We start from the raw sequence: 25994 nt of genomic DNA, 5'->3' as shown, positions 1-25994 counted from the left end.
CGGATCCCGGGCCCGCTTGATTCCCCGCCCCGTCCGCTCAGTCCTTGCGCGGACCGCCGTAGATCTCGTTCACGACGTCCTCGTAGGTCCGCAGCACCTGGGCACGCTTGAGCTTCAGCGACGGGGTGAGGGTGCCGTCGTTCTCCGAGAAGTCCGAGGACAGGATCCGGTGCTCCTTGATCTGCTCGGCGCGCGAGACCGCCTGGTTGGCCTTGTCGATGGACTTAGCGATCGCCGCGCGCACCTGGTCGTTCTGGCGGGCGTCGTCAAGGGACATCTCCGGATCCAGCCCGTGGGCCTCCAGCCAGCCGGGCAGCGCCTCCTCGTCCAGGGTGATCAGCGCGGCGATGAACGGGCGGTTGTCGCCCACGGCGATGCACTGCGAGACCAGCGTGTGCGCACGGATCTGGTCCTCCAGGACCACCGGGCTCACGTTCTTGCCGCCGGCGGTCACGATCAGCTCCTTGATGCGCCCGGTGATGCGCAGGTAGCCGTCGTCGTCGAGCTCGCCCAGGTCGCCGGTGCGGAACCAGCCGTCCTCGAAGGCCTCCTCGGTCTTCTCCGGGCTGTTCCAGTAGCCGCGCATCACGGCGATGCCCTTGGCCTGGACCTCGCCCATGTCCGAGATCCGCACCGCGTTGCCCGGCAGGGGACGCCCGACGCTGCCGATGCGCAGCGCGGTCGGGGTGTTCACGGTCTGCGGCGCGGTGGTCTCGGTGAGGCCGTAGCCCTCGAGCACCATCAGGCCGACGCCGTGGAAGAAGTGCGCCAGGCGCTCGCCCAGCGGGCCGCCGCCGGAGACCGCGTGCGTGACCTTCCCTCCCATGGCCTCGCGCAGCTTGGCGTAGACCAGGCGGTCGAAGATCGCGTGCTGGATCTTCAGCCCGAGCGGCACCTTCCCGGCCTGCTCGGCGCGCGACCAGGCGATCGAGACGGCCGCGGCGCGGTCGAAGATCTTCCCGCGGCCGCCGGCCTCCGCCTTCTGCTGGGCGGAGTTGTACACCTTCTCGAACACGCGCGGGACGACGAGCAGGAAGTCCGGGTGGAAGCTCTGCAGGTCCGGCAGCAGGTTCTTCATGTCCGCGGTGTAGGCCATGGTGCAGCCGCCGGCCACCGTGAGGATCGAGACGTAGCGGGCGAACACGTGGGCCAGCGGGAGGAACATGACCGTGCGACGCCCCTCCTGCACCACCTCGGGGATCGACAGCCTGGCAGCGTCCGCGAGCTCCACGAAGTTCCCGTGGGTGATCTCGCAGCCCTTGGGCTTCCCGGTGGTGCCGGAGGTGTAGATGATCGTGGCGAGATCGTCGAGGCCGGCGAGATCGCGGCGGCGCTCGATCTCCTCGTCCGGGACGTCCTTGCCCCCCTCGCGCAGGTGATCGAGCGCGCCCTCGTCGAAGCACCACACGCTGTGCACGGCAGAGAGGTCCTTGTCCTGGGCTGCCCGCTCGAACACGGCCTTGTGCTCCGGGGTCTCGACGACGAGCGCCGTGGCGCCCGAGTCCGCCAGGTTCCAGTGCAGCTGCGACGGCGCCGACGACTCGTACACCGGCACGGAGACCGCACCGGCGAACCAGATCGCGAAGTCGATGAGGCTCCACTCCAGGCGGTTGCGCGACATGAGCCCCACACGGTCCCCCGGCTCAATGCCGGCGGCCACCAGTCCCTTGGCCAGGGCGGTGACCTGCTCCACCACCTCGCTGGCCCGCAGATCGATCCACTGCTCACCCACGCGGTGGGAGTAGATCGCCGGATCGGAGGGCTTGCGCGCATTGCGCAGCAGCAGCTCCGTCACGTTCGTGTCTCGGGGGGTCTCTACAGCAGACGGAATGCTGATCTCGCGCACGGGGGCTCCTGGTGATAGGGGTCAGTGACTCTACGGTAGGCGACCGTGAGACAGGTCACAAAAAGGAGATCAACCCGGATGTGGTGCAGATCTCGTCAATTTGTTGAACAATCTGTACTGTGTCCTCCACTGACCCGGACTCCCCTCTGCGAAGGGCTCCACGCCGACGGTGAACCGCACCCCCGGCGCGCACAACCTGGGGCCGCACCACGCCGCCCCGCTGATCGTCTCGAGGCAGACCATGACCCAGCACCACCCCGAGCAGGCTCCCGTGCAGGACGCCGGCTCCACCGACGCGCAGACCCCCAAGGCCGCCCCCGGCATGGTCTCGAGTTCGTCCCGTCAGGCCATCCTGGGCGCCCTCTTCCTGATGGCCACCAGCGCCATCGGACCGGGCTTCATCACCCAGACCGCCAACTTCACCGTCCAGATGGGCGCGGCCTTCGCCTTCGCGATCCTGGTCTCGATCCTGGTGGACATCGCCGTGCAGCTGAACGTGTGGCGCGTCATCGGCGTCTCCGGGCTCAAGGCCCAGCAGCTCGGCAATGCGGTCCTGCCCGGCGTCGGCTGGCTCGTCGCCGCGCTCGTGGCGCTGGGCGGCCTGGTCTTCAACATCGGCAACACCGCCGGCGGCGGCCTGGGCATCAACGCCATGACCGGTCTGGACGCCAAGTGGGGCGGCCTCATCACCGCCGTCCTGGCCATCGCCGTGTTCCTGTCCAAGAAGGCCGGCATGGCCCTGGACAAGATCGTGATCGGCCTGGGCGTCGTGATGATCCTGGTGACCGGCTACGTGGCCGTCGTCTCGGACCCGCCCGTGGGCGAGGCCATGAAGAACATGGTCCTTCCCGAGCAGATCAGCTACGTCGTGATCGTCACCCTGATCGGCGGCACCATCGGCGGCTACATCACCTACGCCGGCGCACACCGCATGGTCGACTCCGGGATCACCGGCCCCGAGAACGCCAAGCGCATCTCGAACTCCTCCGTGCTCGGCATCATCATCACGGGCGTCATGCGCTTCCTGCTGTTCCTGGCCATCTTGGGCGTCGTGGCCGGGGGCGCGCAGCTCACGGGCGAGAACCTCGCCGCCCAGGCCTTCGAGCACGCCGCCGGCGAGATCGGGCTTCGCCTGTTCGGCCTGATCCTGTGGGCCGCCTCGATCTCCTCCGTGATCGGCGCCGCCTACACGTCGGTCTCGTTCCTCACCTCGGAGAAGACCTCCGGTCGCACCCGCAACATCCTCACGGTCGCGTTCATCGCCGTCTCCGCACTCGTGTTCCTGCTGCTGGGCCAGGCCCCGTCGACCCTGCTGATCGTGGCCGGTGCCGTGAACGGGCTGATCCTGCCGATCGGCTTCACGGTGATCATGATCGTGGCCTGGTTCCGCCGGGACCTGCTGCACGGCTACAGCTACCCCAAGTGGCTGGCCATCATCGGCGCCCTGGTGCTGATCCTGACCTACATCCTCGGCTGGAAGTCCCTGTCCGGCATCGCGGCCCTCTGGGCGTGACGCCTCTGGCATCCTGAAGACCATGACCCGCGCGACGGCAGGAGCTCCGATGAACGACGACACCCCCGTCTCCCAGCTGAGCCCTGCCGCCGCTCGGGAGCTGTTCCGCGCCGGGCGGGCCGTCCCCACCTCCGGGTGGTCGGACGGCTTCGCCCAGGCCAATCTCATCGCGGTGCCGCAGGACTGGGCGTACGACGTCCTGCTCTTCGCCCACCGCAACCCCAAGTCCTGCCCGCTGCTGGGCGTGCTCGAGGCCGGTCAGCTCAGCAGCGACCTGCTGCCCGGCGGCGACATCCGCACCGACATCCCGCGCTACACCGTCCACCGCGACGGCGAGCTCGTGGGCTCCCCCGCCGACGTCACCGAGCTGTGGCGCGATGACCTGGTGGCCTTCCTGATCGGGTGCAGCTTCACGTTCGAGGCCGCGCTGCTGGAGGCCGGGCTGCCGCTGGCGCATCAGGACCAGGGCGTGAACGTGCCGATGTACCGGACGTCGATCCCGGCCGGCTCCGCGGGCCGGCTGCACGGGCCCACCGTGGTCTCCATGCGGCCGCTGCCCGGATCCATGGTCGCCGACGCCGTGCGCATCACCTCGCGCTACCCGGCCGTGCACGGTGCGCCCCTGCACGTGGGCGATCCGGCCGCGATCGGCATCGAGGACCTCTCCCGTCCGGACTACGGCGACGCCGTGGAGATCCCCGACGGATGGCTGCCGGTCTTCTGGGCCTGCGGCGTCACGCCCCAGGCGGCGATCGCGGCCAGCGGCGTCCCCTTCGCGATCGGCCACGCGCCGGGGCACATGCTCATCACAGATGCCCCGAACGCGTCGTACCAGGTGCCGTGAGGCCGCGGATCAGTCGTCCGAGACCGTGACCTCCACCGGGATGTTGCCGCGCGTGGCATTGGAGTACGGGCAGACCTGATGCGCCGCATCGGCCAGCTCCTGCGCCTCGTCGTGCGGCATGCCCGGGATGACGACCTCGAGCTCGACCGCCAGGCCGAACCCCTCGCCCTCCTTGCCGATGGAGACCTTGGCGCCCACGGAGGAGTCGCCCAGGTCCTTGCCGCGCTGCCTGGCGGTGAGCTGCAGTGCGGAGTGGAAGCAGGCCGCGTAGCCCGCGGCGAAGAGCTGCTCCGGGTTGTTCCCGTCGCCGCTGCCCCCCATGGCCCGGGGCGAAGCCAGATCGAATTCCAGGCCTCCGTCGGGGACGGTCACGCTGCCGTCGCGTCCTGCTCCGGTGGCGAGTGCCTCGGTGGTGTACAGGGGATCCATGTCATCCTCCTCGCGATCCGCGACCGGCGTCTCCGGCACGCGGTGATCTCATCGTAGGACGCCCGTCAAGACGGGGGTGCATCGGCTGCGCGAGCACCTGCGAGCCGCGCGGCCAGGACGGGCCGGGCGAGCTCAGCGGGCCGAGGCGGCCTCGGGGGACTGCACCGGGACCTGCGCGGTGTCGAGCTCGCGGCGGAAGCGCCGCGAGCGCAGGCGCAGCAGGGCGAAGCTGCCCAGCAGCATCGTGAAGCCCAGGCTCGCCACGACCAGCCCGACCACTGTGGGGGCCGCCAGGCCGAGGCCCGCGGAGATCACCATGCCGCCCAGCAACGCGCCCAGCGCGTTCGCCACGTTGAACGCCGCGTGGTGCAGCGAGGCGCCCAGCATCTCGGAGGGGCCGGCGATGCGCATGAGCCAGGTCTGCATGGCCGGGCCCAGCGTCGCGTGGCCCATGTTGGTGAGGAAGAACGCGATGCTCAGCCCGACCGGGTCCGTCACCACGGAGACCATCAGCACCATGGCCGCGATGTAGAGCGGGAAGGCCACCAGCAGCGTCCTGTCCAGGGAGCGGTCCGTCGTGAAGCCGCCGATCGCGTTGCCGATGGTCATGCCCAGTCCGGCCACCGCCAGCAGCACGGGGATGAATCCGGCGCTCATGCCGGCGGCCTGCTGGCCGATGTCCGCGATGTAGCTGAACACGGCGAACGACCCGGCGAACCCCACCGCGGCGATCAGCATGACCACCCACAGCTGGACCCGGGAGAAGGCGCGCAGCTCGTCCTGGAACCGTCGGCCCTGCGGGGCGGGCTGGGACGGGATCGTGGTGGCCACCAGGACGGCGGTCAGCGCGAAGACCGCGGCGATCGTCAGGAAGGCCGCGCGCCATCCGGCCGCCTGCCCCAGAGCCGTGAGCATGGGCACGCCCACCAGATTGGCCAGGGTCAGCCCGGACAGGGCGACGGCCGCGCCCTTGCCCTGCGAACCGGGGCCCATGAGGGAGGCCGCCAGCAGCGAGGCCACCCCCAGGTAGGCGCCATGCGGCAGCCCTGCGATGAAGCGGGCCAGCAACGTCAGCTCGAAGCTCGGCATCAGCCCGGAGGCCAGGGTGGACACGCACAGCAGTCCCGCGAACACTACGATCAGGCGGGTGCGGCTCAGGCGCACGGCCAGCAGCGACAGCAGCGGGGCGCCGACCACCACGCCCAGCGCGTAGGCGGTGATGGCCCATCCGGCGCGGGCCACGCCCTGCTCCGGGTCCGAGGCCATCATCTCGGGCAGCAGCCCCTGGGCGATCTGCGGGAGCAGCCCCATGGAGACGAACTCGGCGGAGCCGATGCCGAAGCCTCCGAGGGCCAGGGCCATCAGCGCGATGCGGCGGCGCGTCGGCGACAGCACGGCGCCGCCCTGGGTCTCATGCACAGCGGTCACAGGACACCTCCCGGGATGATGGATCGATGAAGAACTGCATCACCGCGGCGGAGGCCTCACGCTCGCGGCAGAACCCTCAACGCTAGACCTCGGCTCGCTCTGCCTGTCAGGCCTACGGGGCCATCCGACCCGCGAGAAGCGTCACACGGCCGCGACGCCGGTCACTCGCAGGCGACCCCGTCGCCGTCGCCATCCATGCGCGGCGCATAGCCGGGCATGCCGCGGTACAGGGGTGCGGCACCGGCGGCCCGGGCCTCGGAGCAGTTCGCGAAGGCTGCACCCGATGCAGCGGGTGCCGGGGCAGGTTCCTGGGCGGGCGCCGGGACCGGTTCCGGCTCAGGGGCCGGCTCGGGTGCCGGGGCGGGCTGCGGTGCGCTCTCGGCGGGCGCCCGCGTCGAGCTCTGGTCCGACCCCGAACCGGACTCGGACGACGACTCCCCCTCGCAGTCCCGCAGCACCTCCGCCATCCGGTCGTGCTCGGGCTGGGTGACCCACAGGTCGTACTTGGCCTTCACATCGACCTGCCGCGCCACGTAGGGGCACCAGTAGGAGCGGTTCGGCGGCAGCCAGGTCGCGGCGTCACCGTCGCCCTTGGACTGGTTGGTCGGGCCGTCGACGGCCAGGAGGTTCAGCGGGTCGTTGGCGAAGACCAGCCGCTGCTGCTCGGACATCTGCTGGGCGCCCTTCTGCCAGGCATCGGACAGCGCCACCACGTGATCGATCTGCACCTCGGCGGAGGTGTCCATTCCCGCGGTGAAGTCGATCGCGGTGTCCGTGTAGGGGTCCTGCAGCAGACCGGAGGACACGGAGCAGCCGTCCTCGCGCTCGATGCCCGTGAGGTCGCGGGCCAGGATGTCATTGCGGGTGCTGCACCCGTTGCCGTCGACGTCGTGCCAGGTGGGACCGAAGAGATCGCGGCCATAGCCGGTCTTCGGCGCGCGGCCCTTGATGTCGAGGGTCTCCAGCACGGTCAGGGCCTCAGCGGAGTCGGAGGCGGCGCTGTCGTCGACGGGCGCGGGCGAGCTCTCGGGCTCCGAGGCTTGCGCCGACGTCTCGACCGCCTCGGGTGCCTCTGCTGCCTCGGACGACTCGGCCCCGCCAGGCTGCTGCGCCTCCGATGACGGGGCCTCCGGCGCCTGCGGTGCAGACGACGCCGAGGAGCCCGGCCGCGGATCTTCGGCCTCCTCGGAGGACGGGCCGACGATCAGCGCGATGACCACCAGAGCCACGAAGGCGAGGACCAGCAGGCCCAGGCAGCCGCCGCAGCCGATGCCGATCTTGGCGGGGGTCGTCATCCGGGAGCGCGCAGGGGTCACATCAGCCTCGTCGTCGGGGGTCGCGGGGAAGCCCCACAGCCTACTGATCAGCACCCTGCCGACGACGGCGCCGCGCGGGCCGCTGCGTGCCCTACCCTCTCCTGGTGTCCTACCTCGATGAGCTGGCCGAGCGGCCCGACGACCACGACGACAGCCCTCCCGACGGCAGCCGGTACCAGAGCCTCAAGCACGAAGCGGTGCGCGATTCCACGCGCGCGCTCCAGCAGCGCATCCGCTCCCGCTTCCCGGATCGCGGGCTGTGGGAGGTATGCGGCGAGCTCGCGGCGCTCGTGGACGAGGTCGGCTCGGAGGGCGGCATCAGCCGCCGTCGCATCCGGTTCGCCCGCTTCATGTCGCGGCTGCTGGTCGCGCTCATCGTCGTGTTCGTGACACTGACGATCGCGCTGGCCGCGGCCGACATCTGGGCCGATCCGGAGGCCATCAGCCCGATCGACTTCCTGCCGCTGCTGGAGACCGTCATCAACAACGCGGTGTTCGCGGGCCTGGCGGTGTTCTTCCTGATCGCCGTGCCGGAGCGGATGGAGCGGGCGCGCGTGATGCGGCTGCTGCACCGCCTGCGCTCCCTGGCCCACGTGATCGACATGCATCAGCTGACCAAGGTCCCCGAGCGCCTGGAGCGGGGCTCGCGCGCCGACGGCGGCCTGGATCTCAGCCGCGAGCAGCTGCGCCACTACCTGGACTACTGCACGGAGATGCTCTCGCTCGTGGGCAAGACCGCTGCCCTGTTCGCCGAGGATACGACGGACGGCGAGATCATCGACGGCGTGGAGGGCCTGGAGACCCTGACCTCCGACATGGCCCGCAAGGTCTGGCAGAAGATCGCGGTGCTGTGACCTGCGTGAACGGCTGGCACGCCGCGGACTTCACCCTGACTCGGCCGACTAGTTGTTCAGCCCCTGCCCCTCGTAGAAGGCTCCGCCCGCATTTCGCACCGCGTAGTAGTAGACATCGGCCACCCCGAGGCACGCGTTGCGGCGGATCGTCTCGGTGGGGTAGGCCCGGGTGCAGGGCGCCGTGAGCCCGGACAGGAACACCGTGTCGCAGTCCAATCGATCGACGAAGCTCGTGGACGAATAGCACCGATCGTGATCGTCGCAGGTGGGCTTGAAATCAGCGCGCCCCCACTGATCCGGTGAATAGCTGCAGCCGTTGGTCTCGTCGGTCGCCGCTGCCAGAGGAGCAGCGGAGGCCTGAGGTATAGCGGAAGTCTGAGCCAGGCGGAGGGATGATGACCCTCCGGTGAGCCGCACGATCTCCTGGATCTCCGCCTGACTCGAGATCGCGTCGAGCTCGACGATCTCCTGGGGCGTGAAGTTGCGCAGCAGGACGTCGTACTGCTTCTTGGTGATGTCCCCGCCCGTCGGCGACGCAGTGGATGCCGCCGTGGCCGCGGATGCTCCCGCCGCGGTCGATGCCAGCAGCATCACGGACGCAAGAAGAGTGATCGGTCGGCGCGCAACGGTCTTCATGGCATGCCCCCTCGGGGGAGATTATGAGCTCCCACTAGGGGATACAGTCTCAGACTGTAGCGCAGCTCACCACGCGCGGGCCCATCTCAGCGGCCGTAGTGGTAGCGGCACTGGGCTATCAGCACACGATCCTCGAGGACCTTGCAGACCAGTCGGTGCTCATCGGTGATCCGCCGCGACCAGAAGCCGCCGAAGTCGTGCTTGAGCGCTTCGGGCTTGCCGATGCCTTCATTGCTGTTGCGCTGGATGTCCTCGAGAAGCCTGTTGATGCGCTTGAGGACCTTCCGGTATGGCATCCAGGAGACGCCGGGCATTGGCGGGCAAGCGCATGAGGTACGCCGTCTCCCGCAAGGACTCGTAGTCCTCCAGCGAGAGGATGACGGCGGACTCGCGACCCGAGCGGGTGATCACGACACCCTCACGGTCATCCACGACAGAGTCCAGCACCTCGGCGTAGCGCTGGCGCGATTCGGAATAGGTCATCGTCTTCATTCGACCTCCCTGTACAAGAATTTGTACAGCCCGAGGGGCTCGCCGACGAGGGGTGCCTCAACCCTGTCCGACGGCGGCGCGCTGGCGGCGGGCGCCGGGGCGCCCCAGGAAGAGCCAGCCCAACGAGCCCAGCAGCGGCAGGGCGATCACGAGCAGGACCCACACGGCCTTCCGCTCGCCGGTGATGGCCGGCTGCAGGAAGAGCGGCCCCACAGCTCCAGGATCATGCCCCGGGAGTCCCGCAGGTATGCCCCGATCCGGTCGGTCGCCTCGGCATCGCGCTCCTGGGCCACGAGGTCCACGAGCGCCGCGTTGCGCTCGACCCACGGCTGGTGGAACGCCGGAGTGTCATCGAGCGTGTGGAAGAGCAGGCGCAGCTCGGACTGCACCCGCTTCATGAGCTCGAGCTGCCGGTGCGAGCCGGACAGCGAGACGACGGCCCGGTGGAAGGCGTCGTTGGCCTCGGCCATGGCGGCCACCTGCCCGGCGTTGCGGGCCCAGCGGCCGGTCTCCACGGCGGCGCTCATCTGCTCGACCGCACGATGACGAGTCCCCGCCTCCGGCCAGCGCAGAGCCGCCCCCTCGAGGGCCAGCCGGGCGCGGTAGAGCTGATGGACCGTGGCCTCATCCGGAAGGCATACGCGGATGCCGCGATGGCGCTCGCGCTCGACCAGGTGCTCCTGCTCGATCTCGTCGAAGGCTGCGCGCAGGGAGTTGCGGGAGATGCCCAGGACCGCCGCCAGCCGTTCCTCGGGCAGGCGGGCGCCCGGTCGCAGGAGGCCCGTGACCACGCCGCGGCGCAGCACCTCGGCTCCGCGCGCGACCGCGCCCCGACCCTCGTGCTCCGCGTCCACCGCATCGCGCACCGGCGCGAGCACGGTCATGTCGGGCAGCGGCGCCTTGCTCTCGATGGTCATGAGCTCATCGTGCCAGTCGGCGCCAGGATGACCTCCCGTGTCATGACGTGATGCGTCCGAGCACCTGACCGGCCGTCACGGCATCGCCCTCGGCCGCGCCCCGCTCGGACAGGGTGCCAGCGCACGGCGCAGCGACCTTCGACTCGGTCTTCATGACCTCGAGCACGAGCAGGTCGTCGCCGGCCTGGACCTGCGCACCCTCCTCCACGAGCCACTTCAGGACCGTGCCGCCCACACCGGCCTTGATCGCGCCGTCGTCGTCGGTCTCCGCAGAGCCCGCCGACGACGTCTGCCCACCGGACTCGAGCGCTGCGGCCAGCGCCTTGGGCACGCCCAGCATCACCCGGCGGCCGTCGATGTCCACACTGAACCGCGAGCGCCCCAGCTCGGCGGCGCGCAGGTAGTCGGCCGCGTAGCCGTCGTCGGCGCTGAGCCGCTCGGCGAACTCGTTCTCGATCCAGGCCGTGTGGACCGTGAAGTCCTCAGCGGTCTCGGCGGCGAACTCGGGGGCCTCGACCGCCGCGCGGTGGAACGGGACTGTGGTGGCCACGCCGTGGATGCGGATCTCGGCCAGGGCACGACGGGCCCGCCGCAGCGCGGCCTGCCGATCCGCGCCGTGCACGATCAGCTTGAGCAGCATCGAGTCGAAGGTCGTGGCGACCTCCTGACCGGCGCGCACGCCGGAGTCCAGGCGGATGCCGGGGCCGGTGGGGGCGTCGATCGCCTCGATGCGCCCGCCGCCGGGCAGGAAGCCGCGGCCCGGGTCCTCCGCGTTGATGCGGAACTCGAAGGCGTGGCCCTGCGGCTGGGCGCCCAAACCCTCGGGCAGGTGCCCGCCGTCGGCCACGAGCAGCTGCAACTGGACCAGGTCGGCGCCGTAGACCTCCTCGGTGATCGGATGCTCGACCTGCAGGCGCGTGTTGACCTCCAGGAAGGAGATCAGCCCGTCGCGGCCCACCAGGAACTCGGCGGTGCCCACCCCCACGTAACCGGCCTCGCGGCATATCTCGGCGGCGGCGGTGTGGATCCGCTCGCGCTGCTCGTCGCTCAGGAACGGCGCCGGGGCCTCCTCCACGAGCTTCTGGTGGCGGCGCTGCAGCGAGCAGTCGCGCGTGCCGAGCACGGCCACGCCGCCGTGGGAGTCGCAGACCACCTGAGCCTCGACGTGGCGCGGCTCGTCCAGGAAGCGCTCCACGAAGCACTCGGGGCGCCCGAACGCGCTCTGGGCCTCGCGGGCGGCCGAAGCGAAGGCGTCCTCGACCTCGGAGAGCTCGCGGACCACGCGCATGCCGCGCCCGCCGCCGCCGTGAGCGGCCTTGATGATCACGGGCAGCCCGTGCTCCTCGGCGAAGGCGGTGGCCTCAGCACCCGAGGTCACCGGGCCGTCGGTGCCCGGCACCAGCGGGGCCCCCACGGTGCGGGCGATGTCGCGAGCCTGGACCTTGTCGCCGAGCTTCTCGATGGTCTCGGGCTTCGGTCCGATCCAGGTCAGGCCGGCGTCGATGACTCCGCGGGCGAACGAGGCGTTCTCGGACAGGAACCCGTAGCCGGGGTGGACGGCGTCTGCACCGGCGCGCTGGGCGATCGCCAGGATCGCCTCCTGATCCAGGTAGGTCTCGGTCGGGCTGGTGCCCTCGAGCGCGTAGGCCTCGTCAGCCAGGTGGACGTGCGGGGCGTCGGCGTCGGGGTCGGCGTAGACGGCCACCGAGCTCAGGCCGGCCTCGGCGCAGGCGTGGATGATGCGCACGGCGATCTCGCCGCGGTTGGCGATCAGGACCTTCTGCACGATGGTCTCCTCAGTGGTTCTCGGCAGCAGGCGCTGCGACGGTGTCGGTGGAAGCGGTGGTGGTGGCGGGGTCGACGGCGATGAAGCGCACCGTCCTGCCGGGAGCGGCCTGGGCCATGAGGTCCAGATCGGCCTCGAGCACGCAGGCGATGACCGGGTAGCCGCCGGTCACAGGGTGGTCTCTCAGGAACACGACGGGCAGCCCGGAGGCCGGCACCTGGATGCTGCCGGGCACCGTCCCCTCACTGGGCAGCTCGCGCTCGATGCTGCGAGCCAGCTCCCGGCCCTCGAGTCGGGCGCCCACGCGATCGGAGGCCGCCGCGACGGCCCACTCCTGCTCCTGGAAGGACTCCAGGGCCTCAGATGTGAACCAGTCGTCGCGCGGGCCCAGGACAACGCGGACCTCCAGCGGCCCACTCGGCGGAGTCGGCTGGGCAACCGGAGCGCCGGCGACCTCGAGCGGCCAGTCCACGGCGGTGCCGGGGTCACGGCCCACGGCCAGGCGGTCGCCGTCGGACAGCGCCGCGGGGCCGAGCCCTGCGAGAGTGTCGGTCGCACCGCTGCCGATGACCGCGGGGACGTCGATGCCGCCGCGCACAGCCACATACACGCGCAGCCCGTCCGAGGGAGCTCCCACACGCAGCGTCTGGCCGTCTTTCAGCGCGAAGGGCAGGCCGGTGCGAGGACGCCAGCCCCGCTCGGGCGTCGGAGCGCTCACCGTCTGCTCGCCCGGCTCGGACTGCTCGATCGCAGACCTGTCAGCCGATTCCGACGTCGGCGCCGGCACGACCTCGAGCTCCACGGCAGCGCCGGTGACGGCCAGGACCTGATCGCCCGCAGCGCGCACGCTCAGACCGCCGAGCACGCTTTCCAGACATGCCGTATCCGGCATATTGCCGACCAGCCGGGCTGCTCGATCAGCGGCGGCACGGTCCAGAGCCCCGGAGGAGGAGATCCCCACGTCGGAGCGCCCCGGGCGACCGCGGTCCTGGATCAGCGCCTGCAGCCCGGCGGTCTCGACCACCAGGTGATGCGCGGGATCGACCTCGCTCGGCTCCGGGTCTGCGGCCGGCTGGATCTCCACGGCCTCACGCACCGCCCGGTACGTCAGGCGGTCGCCCGGGGCCAGCAGCGCCGGCGGATCCTGGTTCAGATCGACCATGGGTGTCGTCGTGCGCCCCAGCAGCTGCCAGCCGCCCGGGGAGCTGCGCGGGTAGACCGCCGAGAACTGCCCGGCCAGCGCCACCGAGCCGGCGGGCACGGCGGTGCGAGGCGAGCTGCGGCGCGGGATCTCGGGCGTGCCGCGCAAGGCATCGGGCAGCTGGAGGCCATCCACGGACTCCAGCGCTCGAGCGCAGTAGAGGAAGCCCGGAGCGAAGCCGGCGAACGCCGCGATCCAGGGCTCGGCAGTGTGCCACTCGATCAGCCCGTCGGCAGAGACGCCCAGGGATTCGGCCAGCTCGTGAAGGTCCTCGCCGTCGTAGACGACGTCCAGCGCGATCTCCCGGCCCGGCTGATCCGCCAGTGAGCCCCGGGGGATGCGTGCGAGCGCGGCCTCCAGCGCAGGACGGTCGCTCGTGCGGATCAGCACGGTCGAGGCGCCGCCCACCCCGCGGAAGCCCTGCTCGGACAGCGCGGCATGCACAGCCACGGCGTCGGCCAGGTCGGCGCACTCGATGAGCAGCGAGTGATCGGCGACCGGCAGGAGCCGCCGCTGCGGCACCTCGGACGACGCGCGGGACTCGCTCACGAGAGGAACGACCGCTGCTCGACGCCGGCCTCGGACAGCGCCGCCGAGACCTGCCGGGCGATCTCGAGAGCTCCGGGGGTGTCGCCGTGGACGCAGATCGATTCGGCATCCACGGAGATGGTGGAGCCGTCGATCGCGGTGACCGCGCGCTGGGTGGCCATCTGGACCACGCGGGCGGAGATCTCGGCCGGATCGTGCAGCACCGAGCCCTCCTCGCGGCGTGAGACCAGACGGCCCTCCGGCGTGTAGGCGCGGTCGGCGAAGGCCTCGCGCACCGTGGGGATGCCGGCGGCTGCGGCCTGGCGCTCGATCTCGGAGTCGGGCAGGACCAGGATCGGCAGCTCGTCGCCGAGCTCCGCGAGCGCCCGCACGACGGCTCCGGCATGGGCCTCGTGGTGGCCGATCGTGTTGTAGAGCGCGCCGTGGGGCTTCACGTAGCGGACCTGCGCGCCCACCGAGCGGGCGCAGGCCTGCAGGGCGCCGATCTGGTAGATCACCTGATCCGTGAGCTCCGAGGGCACCACATCGATGAAGCGGCGCCCGAAGCCTTTGAGGTCGTCGTAGCTGACGTGGGCGCCGATGGCCGCCCCGCGCTGCGAGGCGATGCGGCAGGTCTCGCGGGCGACCGACGGATCGCCTGCGTGGAAGCCGCAGGCCACGTTGGCGCTGGAGACGACCTCGAGGATCTCGGCTCCGTCCGGCATGGACCAGGAGGTCAGCGACTCCCCGCAGTCGGCGTTGAGATCGATCCGGGGCTGCCCGGAAGTGATGGCGCTCATGGAAGTCGGCCTCCTTGCTGTGGTTGGAACAGGATGGACCATTGAGGGCGATTGTTCAACAATCGAATGTGATGTTCGCTACTGCTGACGCTTCGTCACTATGATGGCGCAGATCACATACCCCACTGCATCGACCTGCTGAGAGTCGTCGCACCCAGGAGCAGCATGACCGAGCACCCCCGCCTCTCCGCCCCCCTGAGCATCGGGAGGCTGGAGCTTCCCCACCGCATCCTCATGGGCTCCATGCACACAGGTATGGAGGACGATCCCGAGCAGTTCCCCGAGCTCGCCGCGTACTTCGCCGAGCGCGCCCGCGGCGGAGCCGGCCTGATGATCACCGGCGGCTTCAGCCCCAACGGCGAAGGCCGCCTCACCCCCGGGGGCGGCCAGCTCTCGGATCCCGCCCAGGCGGCCCATCACCGGATCCTCACCGACGCCGTCCACGAGGCCGGCGGCCTGCTGGCCCTGCAGATCCTGCACGCGGGGCGCTACGCCTATCACCCGAAGGCGGTCTCCGCCTCGGCCACGCAGTCCCCCATCAGCCCGTTCCCCGCCCGAGAGCTGACCGACGAGCAGGTCCGGGCCGCGATCCAGGACTTCGCCCGCTGCGCCGTGCTCGCCCAGGAGGCCGGCTACGACGCCGTCGAGATCATGGGCTCGGAGGGCTACCTGCTCAACCAGTTCCTGGCCCAGCGCACGAATCAGCGCGAGGACGACTGGGGCGGCGACGCCCAGCGCCGTCGTCGCTTCCCGGTGGAGGTCGTCCGCGCGGTGCGCGCCGCGGCCCCGGGGCTGCCGATCATCTACCGGATCTCCCTGATGGACCTGGTCGACGGCGCCCAGGCTTGGGAGGACGTCGTCGCCCTGGCCCATGAGCTCGAGGACGCAGGCGTCGACGTCTTCAACACCGGCATCGGCTGGCACGAGGCCCGCGTGCCCACGATCGTCACGAGCGTCCCGCGCGCTGCCTTCACGGAGGCGACCGCCGCGCTGAAGGCCCAGGTCTCGGTGCCGGTCGCGGCGTCGAACCGCATCTCCATGCCGCAGGACGCGGAAGCGATCCTGGCCGAGGGCCAGGCCGATCTGGTGTCCATGGCGCGGCCCTTCCTGGCCGATCCCGCCTGGGTCCGCAAGGCTCTCGAGGGCCGCGAGGACCGGATCAACACGTGCATCGCCTGCAACCAGGCCTGCCTGGACCACACGTTCTCCCAGAAGCGGGCCTCCTGCCTGGTGAATCCGCGGGCGGGCCGGGAGACGACCCTGGTGCTCAAGCCCACGCGCACCGCGCAGCGGGTGGCCGTGATCGGCGCCGGCCCGGCAGGCCTGTCCACCGCGGTGGCCGCCGCCGAGCGCGGTCATCGGGTGGAGCTCTTCGAGGCCCAGGACCACCTGGGCGGGCAGTTCGCCCTGGCCCAGCGCATCCCCGGCAAGGAGGAGTTCGCCCAGACGCTGCGCTACTTCACCCAGCGGCTCGACGACCTGGGGGTGGAGGTCCGCACGGGGCACCGGGTGAGCGCCCAGGAGCTGATCGACGGCGGCTGGGACCACGTCATCCTGGCCACGGGTGTGGAGCCGCGGGTCCCCGAGATCGAGGGGCTCGAGCATCCGTCGGTCATCACCTATCCGGACCTGGTCAGCGGACGCCGCCAGGCCGGCGAGCGCGTGGCCGTGATCGGCGCCGGCGGCATCGGCGTGGACGTGTGCGAGTTCCTGACCCACGGCGGCCCGCAGCCCACGCCCGTGGAGGACTGGCAGAAGGAATGGGGCGTGGCTCCGCTCAGCGGCCCCGACGCCCAGATCGGCGGGCTGCGCAAGCCCGAGCCGGAGCCGTCGCCGCGCCAGGTGCACCTCATCCAGCGCCGCACGTCCTCGATCGGCAAGGACCTGGGCGTCACGACCGGCTGGGTCCACCGCGCGGCCCTGCGGGCACGCGGCGTCCACCAGATCACCGGCGCGCAGTACGTGCGCATCGACGACGACGGCCTGCATCTCACGGTGCCCGCCGAGGACTCGTCCGGCACCGATGCCGCCGACGCCCCGCGCGAGCCCCTGGTGCTGCCGGTCGACTCGGTGATCCTGTGCGCCGGTCAGGTCTCCCAGCGCGAGCTCGTGGAGCCCCTGGAGCACTCCGGCATCAGCCTGCACATCATCGGCGGAGCGGATGTGGCCGCCGAGCTCGACGCCAAGCGCGCGATCAAGCAGGGCGTGGAGGTCGCTGCGGCGCTGTGAGCGCCCGGCGTTCGGCAGGCACGAGCCGCGCCCTCTCGCCCGGCCGTGCTGCCAGCACACCATCGGAAAACCCCTGGAACTGCCAGGATGCTGGCAGCTCCATGGGCCTGAGGCGGTGCTGAATGAGGTTCAGCCGCGCCCGGTCGGCTCCGGAGTCTCGGTGCGGTCCTCGCGCCGCTCGTCCTGCGCATCGACCTCGGACAGCGAGAACGGGAAGTACTGCTCCAGGATGCGGGCGATGCCCTCGTCGTCGTTCGTGGCGGTGACGACATCGGCGGCCTCCTTGGCCTCCGGGATGCCGTTGCCCATGGCCACGCCCAGACCCGCCGCGGAGAGCATGGTGATGTCGTTGCCGTTGTCGCCGAAGGCCATGACGGCCTCCAGCGGGATGCCCTTGGCCGCGCAGTAGTCGGTGATCGCCGAGGACTTGTCCACGCCGCGGGCGGTGGCCTCGAAGTAGATCGGCGAGGAGAACGTGCACTCGGCGCGATCGGCGAAATCCCGGTCCAGCTCCTTCTGCAGTTCGAGCAGCTCGGGGCGCTCCCCGGTGAACAGCAGCTTGGTGGCCGGCTCCGGCAGATCGGCGACCTGCGGCAGCGGACGGATGCTCAGCGCGTTGCCCTCGGCCTCATGGCGGACCTGCGGGTGCTCGGGCTCCGAGGCGAAGAGCTCCTCCCCCAGCGGGATCATCACGATCAGGCCGCGCGAAAGCACGTGGTCGATGATCTCCTGCGCGGTCTGGGCGTCGATCTCCCGGCGGGCGATGACCTCCCCGGAGGCCTGGTCCACGATGATCGACCCATTCATGCCGGCCAGGATCAGATCCTCGCCGATCTCCAGCTTCTCGGCCAGCTGCTTCAGACCGGGGATCGGGCGGCCGGAGGCCAGCATGATCTGAGCGCCCGCCTCCCGGATGGCTTCCAGCCCCAGGCGGGTGCCGGGCTGGAGCTGGCGGTCGCTGCCCAGCAGGGTGCCGTCGATGTCGAAGGCGACGAGGCGGAAGGTCATTGGGGTCTCCTGTGCTGAGGCGGGCAAGCATTCCTGCCCCCCAGCATGCCAGCTCAGCGCCCGGGACGACGGGCCTTACAGCGGCGGCCAGGGGATCCGATATCCACCGGTCTCATCGAACGGCAGGTACGGCTCAGCCAGCAGCATCTGCACCCGCAGCTGCAGCGCCATCTGCTCGACCGGGAAGAGCAGGTCCTCGAGCTCGTCGGGCAGCTGCTCGGCCAGTGGAGCCAGGTCCTCGAGCAGCCCCTCCGGCACGGGCTCGCCGGCGAACTCCCAGATCACGGTGCGCAGCTTGTCCGGGGCCGAGAAGCACAGCCCCTGATCGATCCCCCAGATGCGGCCGTCGGCGCCGTGCAGGACGTGGCCGCCCTTGCGATCGGTGTTGTTGGCGATGACGTCGAAGACCGCCATCCGCCGCAGATCGTCGTGCGTCTCGGGATGGGAGTCGTAGAGCGTGAAGTAGTGCTCCTGCGGATCGTGGTCCACGAAGCGCTGGATCGACCCGGGGCCGAACGGCCCCTCCTCGCGCAGCACCGTGGTGGGGATCAGCCCCCAACCCAGGGCCTCGGACAGCACGTAGGCTGCCCGCTCCCGGCGGTAGATGCGCGGCGGGAAGTCGCGCAGGGGCTTCTCCCCCTCCTCCGCCTTGTAGACGCCGCGGACGGTGCGGCCGTCGTCGTCGGTCACGTCCACGAGCAGCGCGGAGTTGGAGGACTCGCGGAACAGGCCCACGAGCTCGATCTCCCCGTGCTGCAGGACGTGCTCGTCAGCGCTCATGGGAGGGGGATCAGTCCGAGAGCAGGTCGGACAGGAAGCCGTCGGTCGTGTTCATGCGCAGAACCGAAGGTGCCTGTCCCGGCATATATGAGATCGCCGAGACGGAGCAGGGGTCCACGGAGATGCGCTGGAAGTGATCCAGGTGGGAACCCAGCGCGTGGTTGAGCAGCACCTTGATCGGATCCGCGTGGGAGAAGCACACGACCGTCTGACCCGGGTGCCGGTCCCGGAGGCGCTGGATGCCCTCGACCATCCGATACTGCATTTCCGCGAAGCTCTCCCCATCCGGGAAGCGGAAGGTCGAAGGAGCCTGCTGCACGGCGTTCCACTCGGGCAGCTCTGCCAGGTGCTTGAGCTTCTCGCCGGTCCACTCGCCGAAGTCGCACTCGAGCAGGTCGGTCTGCGCCTCCGCAGTGAGGCCCGTGGCCTTCTCGATCGGCTCGGCGGTCTCTCGCGTGCGCTCCAGCGGGGAGGTGTACAGGGCGTCGACGCTCAGGCCCTGGAAGCGCTCGGCCAGCCGCTCGGCCTGGGCCAGGCCCTTCTCGGACAGGTGCAGCCCCGGTGCACGACCCGGCAGGACCTTTCCCGTGGTGGGGGTGAGTCCGTGGCGGACCAGCAGGATCAGCGTGGGGCGCTCGGCGGAGGTCTGGGAACTGTCGGTCTCGGTCTGTCTGTCGCTCACGCGCTCACCGTACCGCCCGCGGCCGACTGCGGAAGAGGGGCGGAGGCACCGAGTGCGCTCAGCGCGAAAGCACCCAGCCGGGTACTGCCAGGCCACTTGTGCTGTCGCGGTGCAAGGCTAGCGTGAAGGTGTGACCGATCACCCTGACATCAGCACCCTGGGCGAGCTGCGCGCCGCCGATCTCCCTGTCCGCACCCTGCGTGAGGAGCTGCGGGCCAACCTGCTCGACGCCCTGGCGGAGGACCGCGACCCCTGGCCCGGTCTGCACGGCCTGAGCCGCACGGTCCTGCCGCAGGTCGAGCGCGCCCTGATCGCCGGGCACGACATCGTCCTGCTCGGCGAGCGCGGACAGGGCAAGACCCGTCTGCTGCGCACCATGGTGGGCCTGCTGGACGAATGGTCCCCGGAGATCGAGGGCTCGGAGCTGCACGAGCACCCGCTGGATCCGATCACCGACGCCTCCCGGACCCGCATCGCCGCCGAGGGCGACTCCCTGCCCATCATCTGGCGACACCGCGACGAGCGCTACGTGGAGAAGCTGGCCACCCCGGACACGTCGGTCGCGGACCTCATCGGCGACGTCGACCCCGTGCGCGTGGCCGAGGGCCGCCGCCTGGGCGATCCGGAGACCATCCACTACGGCCTGATCCCCCGCGCCCACCGCGGCATCGTGGCCATCAACGAGCTTCCCGATCTGGCCGAGCGCATCCAGGTCGCCATGCTCAATGTCATGGAGGAGCGCGACGTCCAGATCCGCGGCTACGTCCTGCGCCTGCCCCTGGACGTGCTGGTCGTGGCCTCGGCCAACCCGGAGGACTACACCAACCGCGGGCGGATCATCACGCCGCTGCAGGACCGCTTCGGCGCGGAGATCCGCACCCACTACCCGATCGAGCTCGCGGACGAGATGGCCGTGATCTCGCAGGAGGCCGACCTGGTCGCCGAGGTCCCCGAGGCCCTGCTGGAGATCCTGGCGCGCTACACCCGGCTGCTGCGCGAGTCGCCGGCCGTGGATCAGCGCTCCGGAGTCTCGGCCCGCTTCTCGATCGCCGGTGCGGAGACCACGGCCGCGGCAGCCCTGCGCCGAGCCACGGTGTACCGGGAGGACGCCGCCGTCGCACGGCTCGTGGACATCGACGCCGCCGTGGACGTGCTGGCCGGCAAGATCGAGTTCGAGGCCGGGGAGGAGGGCCGCGAGCAGGCCGTCCTGGACCACCTGCTGCGCCGGGCCACCGCCGAGACCCTGGCGGCACGGCTGCGCGGAGTGGACCTGGATCCCCTGATCGAGGCCCTGGACGGGACCGTCACCGTGACCACCGGTGCGGACATCCCCGCCCACGAGCTGCTGGAGGAGCTGCCCGAGCTGCCGGAGGAGAGCCAGGACCTCTACGACCGGATCGCCCAGGCCTTCGGCGCCGAGTCCGCCGGCGAGCGCGCCGCGGCCGTCGAGCTGGCCCTCGAGTGGCTGTTCCTGGCGCAGAAGATCTCCAAGGACGCCGACGACGACGGCACCATCTACGGCTGAGCAAGGGCTCCCGGCGCCGCTGACCGGGTCCGCGCTCATCGTCCCTGCACCACGGAAAGAAGGTGCGCAGTGCCTGCGTATCGCAACAGCCGCTACGGCCGCTATCGCGGGGGACCCGATCCCCTGGCGCCGCCGCCGGACCTCACGGAGGCCCTGGACGCGATCGGCCGCGATGTCATGGAGGGGTACTCTCCGCAGGATGCCCTGCGCGAGTTCCTGCGCCGAGGCGGTCGCGGCCAGCGCGGCCTGGACGACCTCTCCCGGCGGGTGAACCAGCGCCGCCGCGAGCTGCTCGGCAAGCACAGCCTGGGCGGCACGCTCGATGAGGTGAAGAGCCTGCTCGAGCAGGCCGTGCGGCTGGAGCGCGAGCAGCTGCTGCGTGACGCCCGCATGGATCCCACGGACCGGCAGCTGCGGGAGATGCAGCTCGGTGCACTGCCGTCGTCCACGGCCGCGGCCGTGTCCGAGCTGGCGGACTACGACTGGGCCTCTCAGCAGGCACGGCAGACCTATGAGCAGATCAAGGACAAGCTCGGCCGCGAGGTGCTGGATCAGCGCTTCGCCGGCATGAAGCAGGCCCTGGAGGGCGCCACGGAGGAGGACCGCCAGGCGATCTCGCAGATGCTCGCCGATCTCAACGAGCTGCTGGCCAAGCACGCCCGCGGGGAGGACACCCCTGAGGACTTCGAGCAGTTCATGGAGGAGCACGGGGAGCACTTCCCGGAGGATCCGCAGGACATCGACGAGCTGATCGACGCCCTGGCCCAGCGCTCGGCGGCGGCCGCGCGCATGATGAACTCCATGACGCCGGAGCAGCGCCAGGAGCTCATGGAGCTGTCGGCCCAGGCCTTCGGCTCCCCGCAGCTCATGGAGCAGCTCTCTCAGCTCGACGCCAACCTCCAGGCCCTGCGCCCCGGCGAGGACTGGAGCGGCTCCGAGCGCTTCGAGGGCCAGGAGGGCCTGGGACTCGGCGACGGCACCGGGGTGCTGCAGGACATCGCGGACCTGGATGCCCTGGCCGATCAGCTCTCCCAGAGCCATCAGGGCGCGGCCCTGGATGACATCGACCTCGACGCCCTGGGCCGCCAGCTCGGGCAGGACGCCGCCGTGGATGCCCGCACGCTCAGCGAGCTCGAGAAGGCCCTGCGCGACTCCGGGCTGCTGCACCGCGGATCGGACGGCGCGCTGCGGCTCTCCCCGCGCGCGGTGCGCCAGCTCGGGCGGGCGCTGCTGCGCGACACCGCCGAGCAGCTCTCCGGCCGCCCCGGCTCACGGGACACCCGCCGCACCGGCGCCTCGGGAGAGCTCACCGGCTCCACTCGGGCCTGGCAGTTCGGGGACCTGGAGTCCTGGGATGTGACCCGCACGATCACCAACGCGATCCAGCGCACCGTCGGGGAGGGCGGCGATCCGTCCCGCGGCATGCGCCTGCGTGTGGAGGATGTCGAGGTCCAGGAGACCGAGGACCGCACTCAGGCGGCGGTGGCGCTGCTCGTGGACACGTCGTTCTCCATGGCAGCCGAGGGCCGGTGGCTGCCCATGAAGCAGACCGCCCTGGCCCTGCATCACCTGATCAGCACCCGGTTCCGGGGCGATTCCCTCGAACTGATCTCGTTCGGACGATGGGCCCGCACCCTGGACGAGAACGAGCTGACCGCCATGCCGCCGGTGCACGAGCAGGGCACCAATCTGCATCACGGCCTGCTGCTGGCGGGCAGGTTCTTCCGCCGGCACCCGTCGATGCAGCCGATCCTGCTGATCGTCACCGACGGTGAGCCCACCGCGCACCTGCTGCCCAGCGGCGACGCTCACTTCGACTGGCCCACCTCCACCCCCACGCTTCAGGCGACCGTCTCCGAGCTGGACCGCGTCACCCGCACCGGGGCGCACACCACGTTCTTCCAGCTCGGCGACGACCCCGGCCTGAGCCGCTTCCTCAACGCCATGGCCCGCCGGGCCGACGGCCGCGTGGTGGCCGTGGATCCCGAGGAGCTCGGCTCGGCGGTGCTGGACGAGTACCTCTCGTCCAAGGGCGGGGAATGAAGCGACGGAATATGTCGGGCTCGTCCTGTCTTGAACCGAACAGTTCCGTCCCGCCGCCGAGGAGGCCGCTCATGCCCGATCTGTTCGACCAGCTGACCCTGGGAGCTCTCGAGATCCCCAACCGCGTGGTCATGGCACCGCTGACCCGCCTGCGCGCTCAGGCCGACGGCACGCCGTCGGACCTGAACGTCGAGTACTACGCCCAGCGCGCCTCGGCGGGCCTGATCACCACGGAGGGCACCTTCCCCGCAGCCGTCGGGCGGTCCTACCCGGGCCAGGCCGGCATCGCCAACGACGCCCACGCCGCCGGGTGGAAGCGCGTGGCCGAGGCGGTGCATGCCGAGGGCGGGCGGCTGTCCATGCAGGTCATGCACGGTGGCCGCATCTCGCATCCGGAGATCAACGGCGGCGAGCAGCCCGTGGCCCCGAGCGCGATCGCCCCCGGCACCTCCCTGCACCTGCAGGACGGGCGCAAGGACGAGATCCCCGTGCCCCGCGAGCTGAGCACCGAGGAGCTGGCCGGTGTCCGCGACGAGTTCGCGGCCGCCGCACGCCGGGCCGTCGACGCCGGGGTGGATCTGATCGAGCTGCACAGCGCCAACGGCTATCTCCTGCACCAGTTCCTGGCTCCGGCGTCGAATCAGCGCACGGACCGGTACGGCGGGACGCCTGCGGCGCGGGCGTCGTTCGTGGCGGAGGTCGTGCGCGCCGTGGCCCAGGAGGTCGGAGCCGATCGCACTGCGATCCGCCTGTCCCCGGGCAACGGAGCGCAGGGCACGGCGGAGACCGACCCGCAGGAGACCGAGGCCACCTACCGCGCGCTGCTGCAGGAGATCGGCGGGCTGGGCCTGTCCTATGTCTCGCTGCTCGTGGCGGATCCGCAGGACCCCTCGGTCGCCCTGGTCCGCGAGCTGTTCGACGGCCCGCTCCTGCTGAACACCGGGTGGGCGGAGATCACCGATCTGGAGACTTCGCGCGCGATCGTGGACAGCGGCGCCGGCGATGCAGCCGTGGTGGGCCGCAGCATGATCGCCAACCCCGATCTGGTGCAGCGCTGGCGCGAGGGCCTGCCGGTCAACGAACCCGACCCTTCCACCTTCTACACGCACGACGCCGCCGGCTACACCGACTACCCGCTGGCCGTGAGCGGATCCGCCGCACCGGAAGGCCCCGCCATGACACGGCCCTGAGCCAACCACAACGGGGGTTCGCGCCGTCAGCGAACAGCCAGGTCAGGACCAGGTCCCGCACAGACAGTCAGGGTGCTGATGTTCTAGGCTCGAAGCATGACGAACAACGAGAAGCACGACCAGCTCACCTTCCAGAACCCCACGACCCGCTACGTGCAGATCGACCCGCCGGTGCAGTCCCAGGAGGCCCCCGGCCTGGACCGCGACCTGAATCCCCGCGCCGATCTGGGCGAGGAGACCTACCGCGGCACCGGGCGCCTGGAGGGCCGCACGGCCCTGATCACCGGCGGCGACTCCGGCATCGGCGCCGCCGTGGCGATCGCCTTCGCCCGCGAGGGAGCGAACGTGGCCATCAGCTACCTCCCGGAGGAGGAGCAGGACGCCCAGCACGTCAAGGAGGTCATCGAGGGCGCCGGCCGCAAGGCCCTGCTGCTGCCCGGCGACCTGCGCGACAAGGACTTCGCCCGCAAGCTGCCCGGCAAGGTCGCCGATGAGCTCGGCGCCCTGGACATCCTGGTCAACAACGCCGGGCGCCAGTACCACTGGGAGAGCCTCGAGGCGATCACGGACGAGCAGTTCGAGAACACCTTCGACATCAAGCTGTTCTCGATGTTCCGCGTCACGCAGGCGGCGCTGAACGTGATGCCGGCGGGCTCGTCGATCATCAACACCACCTCCGTGCAGGCCTACAAGCCCTCGGAGACCCTGGTGGACTACGCGTCCTCGAACGGCGCCATCAACGCCTTCACCCAGGCCCTGGCACAGCAGCTCGTCGAGCGCGGCATCCGCGTCAACGCCGTGGCTCCGGGCCCCATCTGGACGCCGCTGCAGGTCACGGACAACAAGAACGAGGAGCAGCTGACCTCGTTCGGCCGCCAGGCCACGATCGGGCGCGCCGGTCAGCCCACCGAGCTCGCCCCGGCCTACGTCTACCTGGCCTCCCCCGAGTCCAGCTACGTCACCGGCGACGTCCTCAACGTCAACGGCGGCTCGCCCGTCGCCTGATCGGCACACGCCACCGCACGACCACGCCGGGCCGGAGCCTCCCCAGGCTCCGGCCCGGCGTCCTACGCTGAGGAGCATGACCATCAAGGCACAGCGCATCACCGATTCGATCGCCCATCACGCCGAGGGCCCTGTCTGGTGGGCGGCCACCGGGCGCCTGAGGTTCGTGGACATGCTCCACGGGGCGATCATCGAGATCGACGACGGCGGCCACCAGCGCCTGGAGGTCCCCTCCCGCATCGCCTCGATGCTGCGCCCGCGGGTGGGCGGCGGCGCCGTCGTCGGGCTGGAGAACGGCATCGGCCTGGCCCGCCAGGAGGATCTCTCGGATCTCGAGCAGATCGTGACCCTGTTCGAGGACTCCGGGCTGCGCACGAACGAGGGCGGCTGCGATCCCCAGGGCCGGCTCTGGCTGGGCGACATGGCCTATGAGAAGACCGAGGGCGCCTCGAGCGTCTACCGCTGGGACGGGCCCGGCACCGAGCCGCAGACGGCCTGGGATGGCGCGACCATCGCCAACGGCATCGGCTGGAGCCCGGGCGGGGACCTCGCCTACTGGAACGACACCCCCACGGGACAGATCACGGTCTTCAACCACGACCCGGAGCGCGGACCCGTCGACCCCCGCGCCTTCGTGCGGATCCCGGAGGACGCGGGGCACCCCGACGGCCTCACCGTGGATGCCGAGGGCGGCATATGGACAGCGCTCAACGGCGGCAGCGCCGTGCACCGCTACTCCCCCGGGGGCGAGCTCACCGAGGTGATCGAGCTGCCCGTCCGCCAGATCACCGCCTGCACCTTCGGCGGCCCGGACCTGGACCGGCTGTTCATCACGACGTCGCGGGAGAACCTCCCCGATGACGAGGAGCCGGCGGCCGGATCGATCTACGCCGTCGAGCCGGGCGTGCGCGGCATGCAGCCGCTGGCCTTCGGAGGCTGAGC

At 70.8% G+C, this 25994-nt stretch carries 24 protein-coding genes; 9 read left to right on the top strand and 15 right to left on the bottom strand.

Features of this window, described 5'->3' with window-relative positions:
* Positions 1-37 precede the first annotated feature (37 nt).
* On the bottom strand, positions 38-1846 hold the full coding sequence (locus JOE55_RS07580) for an AMP-binding protein (RefSeq protein ID WP_204782513.1): 1809 nt from the start codon (positions 1844-1846) through the stop codon (positions 38-40).
* Between the two features lie 322 nt (positions 1847-2168).
* Here JOE55_RS07580 and JOE55_RS07575 point away from each other — a divergent pair, with 322 nt between their 5' ends.
* Positions 2169-3359: an NRAMP family divalent metal transporter gene (locus JOE55_RS07575; protein WP_204783238.1), complete on the top strand. Its 1191-nt coding sequence runs from the start codon at positions 2169-2171 to the stop codon at positions 3357-3359.
* A 49-nt stretch (positions 3360-3408) separates the two neighbouring features.
* Positions 3409-4203 (top strand): putative hydro-lyase, encoded by a 795-nt coding sequence (locus tag JOE55_RS07570; protein WP_204782512.1) that lies wholly within the window; start codon positions 3409-3411, stop codon positions 4201-4203.
* Between the two features lie 9 nt (positions 4204-4212).
* Here JOE55_RS07570 and JOE55_RS07565 read toward each other — a convergent pair whose 3' ends face one another.
* The 3 genes from JOE55_RS07565 to JOE55_RS07555 all read right to left on the bottom strand — a co-directional run bounded on the left by JOE55_RS07565 (position 4213) and on the right by JOE55_RS07555 (position 7430).
* Entirely contained in the window at positions 4213-4632 is a 420-nt protein-coding gene (locus tag JOE55_RS07565) for an organic hydroperoxide resistance protein (RefSeq protein WP_040561313.1), read from the bottom strand.
* A 132-nt stretch (positions 4633-4764) separates the two neighbouring features.
* Entirely contained in the window at positions 4765-6060 is a 1296-nt protein-coding gene (locus JOE55_RS07560) for an MFS transporter (protein WP_204782511.1), read from the bottom strand.
* Positions 6061-6221: 161 nt separating this feature from the next.
* Positions 6222-7430 (bottom strand): GmrSD restriction endonuclease domain-containing protein, encoded by a 1209-nt coding sequence (locus JOE55_RS07555; protein WP_204782510.1) that lies wholly within the window; start codon positions 7428-7430, stop codon positions 6222-6224.
* 50 nt (positions 7431-7480) lie between these two features.
* On the opposite strand from JOE55_RS07555, the gene JOE55_RS07550 reads away from it, so the two are divergent.
* Complete coding sequence (locus JOE55_RS07550) at positions 7481-8230, top strand: hypothetical protein (protein ID WP_006215357.1); 750 nt, start codon at positions 7481-7483, stop codon at positions 8228-8230.
* A gap of 48 nt (positions 8231-8278) precedes the next feature.
* On the opposite strand, the gene JOE55_RS07545 is transcribed toward JOE55_RS07550, so the two are convergent.
* The 8 genes from JOE55_RS07545 to JOE55_RS07510 all read right to left on the bottom strand — a co-directional run bounded on the left by JOE55_RS07545 (position 8279) and on the right by JOE55_RS07510 (position 14590).
* A complete protein-coding gene (locus JOE55_RS07545; RefSeq protein ID WP_204782509.1) occupies positions 8279-8866 on the bottom strand; it encodes a phospholipase A2 in 588 nt (195 codons plus the stop codon).
* An 86-nt stretch (positions 8867-8952) separates the two neighbouring features.
* On the bottom strand, positions 8953-9162 hold the full coding sequence (locus JOE55_RS07540) for a Txe/YoeB family addiction module toxin (RefSeq protein WP_275580800.1): 210 nt from the start codon (positions 9160-9162) through the stop codon (positions 8953-8955).
* Positions 9095-9349 carry a type II toxin-antitoxin system Phd/YefM family antitoxin gene (locus tag JOE55_RS07535; protein WP_425545655.1) on the bottom strand — a complete coding sequence of 85 codons (255 nt, stop codon included), beginning with the start codon at positions 9347-9349 and terminating at the stop codon, positions 9095-9097. Before JOE55_RS07535 ends, JOE55_RS07540 begins: the two co-directional genes overlap by 68 nt.
* 66 nt (positions 9350-9415) lie before the next feature.
* Positions 9416-9523, bottom strand: coding sequence for a hypothetical protein (locus tag JOE55_RS07530; RefSeq protein ID WP_204782507.1), 108 nt, complete (start codon positions 9521-9523; stop codon positions 9416-9418).
* Entirely contained in the window at positions 9505-10275 is a 771-nt protein-coding gene (locus tag JOE55_RS07525; protein WP_204782506.1) for a GntR family transcriptional regulator, read from the bottom strand. The genes JOE55_RS07530 and JOE55_RS07525 overlap by 19 nt, the downstream gene beginning before the upstream one ends.
* A gap of 40 nt (positions 10276-10315) precedes the next feature.
* Complete coding sequence (locus JOE55_RS07520; protein WP_204782505.1) at positions 10316-12061, bottom strand: ATP-binding protein; 1746 nt, start codon at positions 12059-12061, stop codon at positions 10316-10318.
* Positions 12062-12071: 10 nt separating this feature from the next.
* On the bottom strand, positions 12072-13811 hold the full coding sequence (locus JOE55_RS07515) for a 5-oxoprolinase subunit B/C family protein (protein WP_338125459.1): 1740 nt from the start codon (positions 13809-13811) through the stop codon (positions 12072-12074).
* Positions 13808-14590 (bottom strand): LamB/YcsF family protein, encoded by a 783-nt coding sequence (locus JOE55_RS07510; RefSeq protein ID WP_204782504.1) that lies wholly within the window; start codon positions 14588-14590, stop codon positions 13808-13810. The genes JOE55_RS07515 and JOE55_RS07510 overlap by 4 nt, the downstream gene beginning before the upstream one ends.
* A 165-nt stretch (positions 14591-14755) precedes the next feature.
* Between JOE55_RS07510 and JOE55_RS07505 the strand changes: the two genes are divergently transcribed.
* Entirely contained in the window at positions 14756-16819 is a 2064-nt protein-coding gene (locus JOE55_RS07505; protein WP_204782503.1) for an NADPH-dependent 2,4-dienoyl-CoA reductase, read from the top strand.
* Between the two features lie 129 nt (positions 16820-16948).
* On the opposite strand, the gene JOE55_RS07500 is transcribed toward JOE55_RS07505, so the two are convergent.
* From JOE55_RS07500 to JOE55_RS07490, 3 genes are all read right to left on the bottom strand, one after another.
* The gene (locus JOE55_RS07500) at positions 16949-17827 is read right to left on the bottom strand and encodes a Cof-type HAD-IIB family hydrolase (RefSeq protein WP_006215349.1); all 879 of its coding nucleotides are present in this window, start codon (positions 17825-17827) and stop codon (positions 16949-16951) included.
* Between the two features lie 75 nt (positions 17828-17902).
* Positions 17903-18607: an SCO1664 family protein gene (locus JOE55_RS07495; protein ID WP_204782502.1), complete on the bottom strand. Its 705-nt coding sequence runs from the start codon at positions 18605-18607 to the stop codon at positions 17903-17905.
* A 10-nt stretch (positions 18608-18617) separates the two neighbouring features.
* A complete protein-coding gene (locus JOE55_RS07490) occupies positions 18618-19289 on the bottom strand; it encodes an MSMEG_4193 family putative phosphomutase (RefSeq protein ID WP_204782501.1) in 672 nt (223 codons plus the stop codon).
* Between the two features lie 130 nt (positions 19290-19419).
* Here JOE55_RS07490 and JOE55_RS07485 point away from each other — a divergent pair, with 130 nt between their 5' ends.
* The 5 genes from JOE55_RS07485 to JOE55_RS07465 all read left to right on the top strand — a co-directional run bounded on the left by JOE55_RS07485 (position 19420) and on the right by JOE55_RS07465 (position 25992).
* Positions 19420-20814 (top strand): sigma 54-interacting transcriptional regulator, encoded by a 1395-nt coding sequence (locus tag JOE55_RS07485; RefSeq protein WP_204782500.1) that lies wholly within the window; start codon positions 19420-19422, stop codon positions 20812-20814.
* A 69-nt stretch (positions 20815-20883) separates the two neighbouring features.
* A complete protein-coding gene (locus JOE55_RS07480; RefSeq protein WP_137802655.1) occupies positions 20884-22857 on the top strand; it encodes a vWA domain-containing protein in 1974 nt (657 codons plus the stop codon).
* Positions 22858-22928: 71 nt separating this feature from the next.
* Complete coding sequence (locus JOE55_RS07475; protein ID WP_204782499.1) at positions 22929-24047, top strand: alkene reductase; 1119 nt, start codon at positions 22929-22931, stop codon at positions 24045-24047.
* Positions 24048-24143: 96 nt separating this feature from the next.
* Positions 24144-25052, top strand: coding sequence for an SDR family oxidoreductase (locus JOE55_RS07470; RefSeq protein WP_204782498.1), 909 nt, complete (start codon positions 24144-24146; stop codon positions 25050-25052).
* A 76-nt stretch (positions 25053-25128) separates the two neighbouring features.
* Entirely contained in the window at positions 25129-25992 is an 864-nt protein-coding gene (locus JOE55_RS07465) for an SMP-30/gluconolactonase/LRE family protein (protein ID WP_204782497.1), read from the top strand.
* Positions 25993-25994 lie beyond the last annotated feature (2 nt).

It is taken from the genome of Kocuria palustris (genome assembly GCF_016907795.1).
Lineage (GTDB): Bacteria > Actinomycetota > Actinomycetes > Actinomycetales > Micrococcaceae > Kocuria > Kocuria palustris.
Note: the sequence above shows the minus strand (reverse complement) of the source record. Positions and strands in the feature narration are given on the sequence as shown.

Bases quoted from the DNA above. Each gene is read 5' to 3' on its own strand.
- JOE55_RS07575 (WP_204783238.1), top strand. From the start codon at position 2,169: ATGGTCTCGAGTTCGTCCCGTCAGGCCATCCTGGGCGCCCTCTTCCTG.
- JOE55_RS07570 (WP_204782512.1), top strand. From the start codon at position 3,409: ATGAACGACGACACCCCCGTCTCCCAGCTGAGCCCTGCCGCCGCTCGG.
- JOE55_RS07565 (WP_040561313.1), bottom strand. From the start codon at position 4,632: ATGGATCCCCTGTACACCACCGAGGCACTCGCCACCGGAGCAGGACGC.
- JOE55_RS07545 (WP_204782509.1), bottom strand. From the start codon at position 8,866: ATGAAGACCGTTGCGCGCCGACCGATCACTCTTCTTGCGTCCGTGATG.
- JOE55_RS07540 (WP_275580800.1), bottom strand. From the start codon at position 9,162: ATGCCATACCGGAAGGTCCTCAAGCGCATCAACAGGCTTCTCGAGGAC.
- JOE55_RS07535 (WP_425545655.1), bottom strand. From the start codon at position 9,349: ATGACCTATTCCGAATCGCGCCAGCGCTACGCCGAGGTGCTGGACTCT.
- JOE55_RS07525 (WP_204782506.1), bottom strand. From the start codon at position 10,275: ATGACCATCGAGAGCAAGGCGCCGCTGCCCGACATGACCGTGCTCGCG.
- JOE55_RS07510 (WP_204782504.1), bottom strand. From the start codon at position 14,590: ATGAGCGCCATCACTTCCGGGCAGCCCCGGATCGATCTCAACGCCGAC.
- JOE55_RS07505 (WP_204782503.1), top strand. From the start codon at position 14,756: ATGACCGAGCACCCCCGCCTCTCCGCCCCCCTGAGCATCGGGAGGCTG.
- JOE55_RS07500 (WP_006215349.1), bottom strand. From the start codon at position 17,827: ATGACCTTCCGCCTCGTCGCCTTCGACATCGACGGCACCCTGCTGGGC.
- JOE55_RS07495 (WP_204782502.1), bottom strand. From the start codon at position 18,607: ATGAGCGCTGACGAGCACGTCCTGCAGCACGGGGAGATCGAGCTCGTG.
- JOE55_RS07475 (WP_204782499.1), top strand. From the start codon at position 22,929: ATGCCCGATCTGTTCGACCAGCTGACCCTGGGAGCTCTCGAGATCCCC.
- JOE55_RS07470 (WP_204782498.1), top strand. From the start codon at position 24,144: ATGACGAACAACGAGAAGCACGACCAGCTCACCTTCCAGAACCCCACG.
- JOE55_RS07465 (WP_204782497.1), top strand. From the start codon at position 25,129: ATGACCATCAAGGCACAGCGCATCACCGATTCGATCGCCCATCACGCC.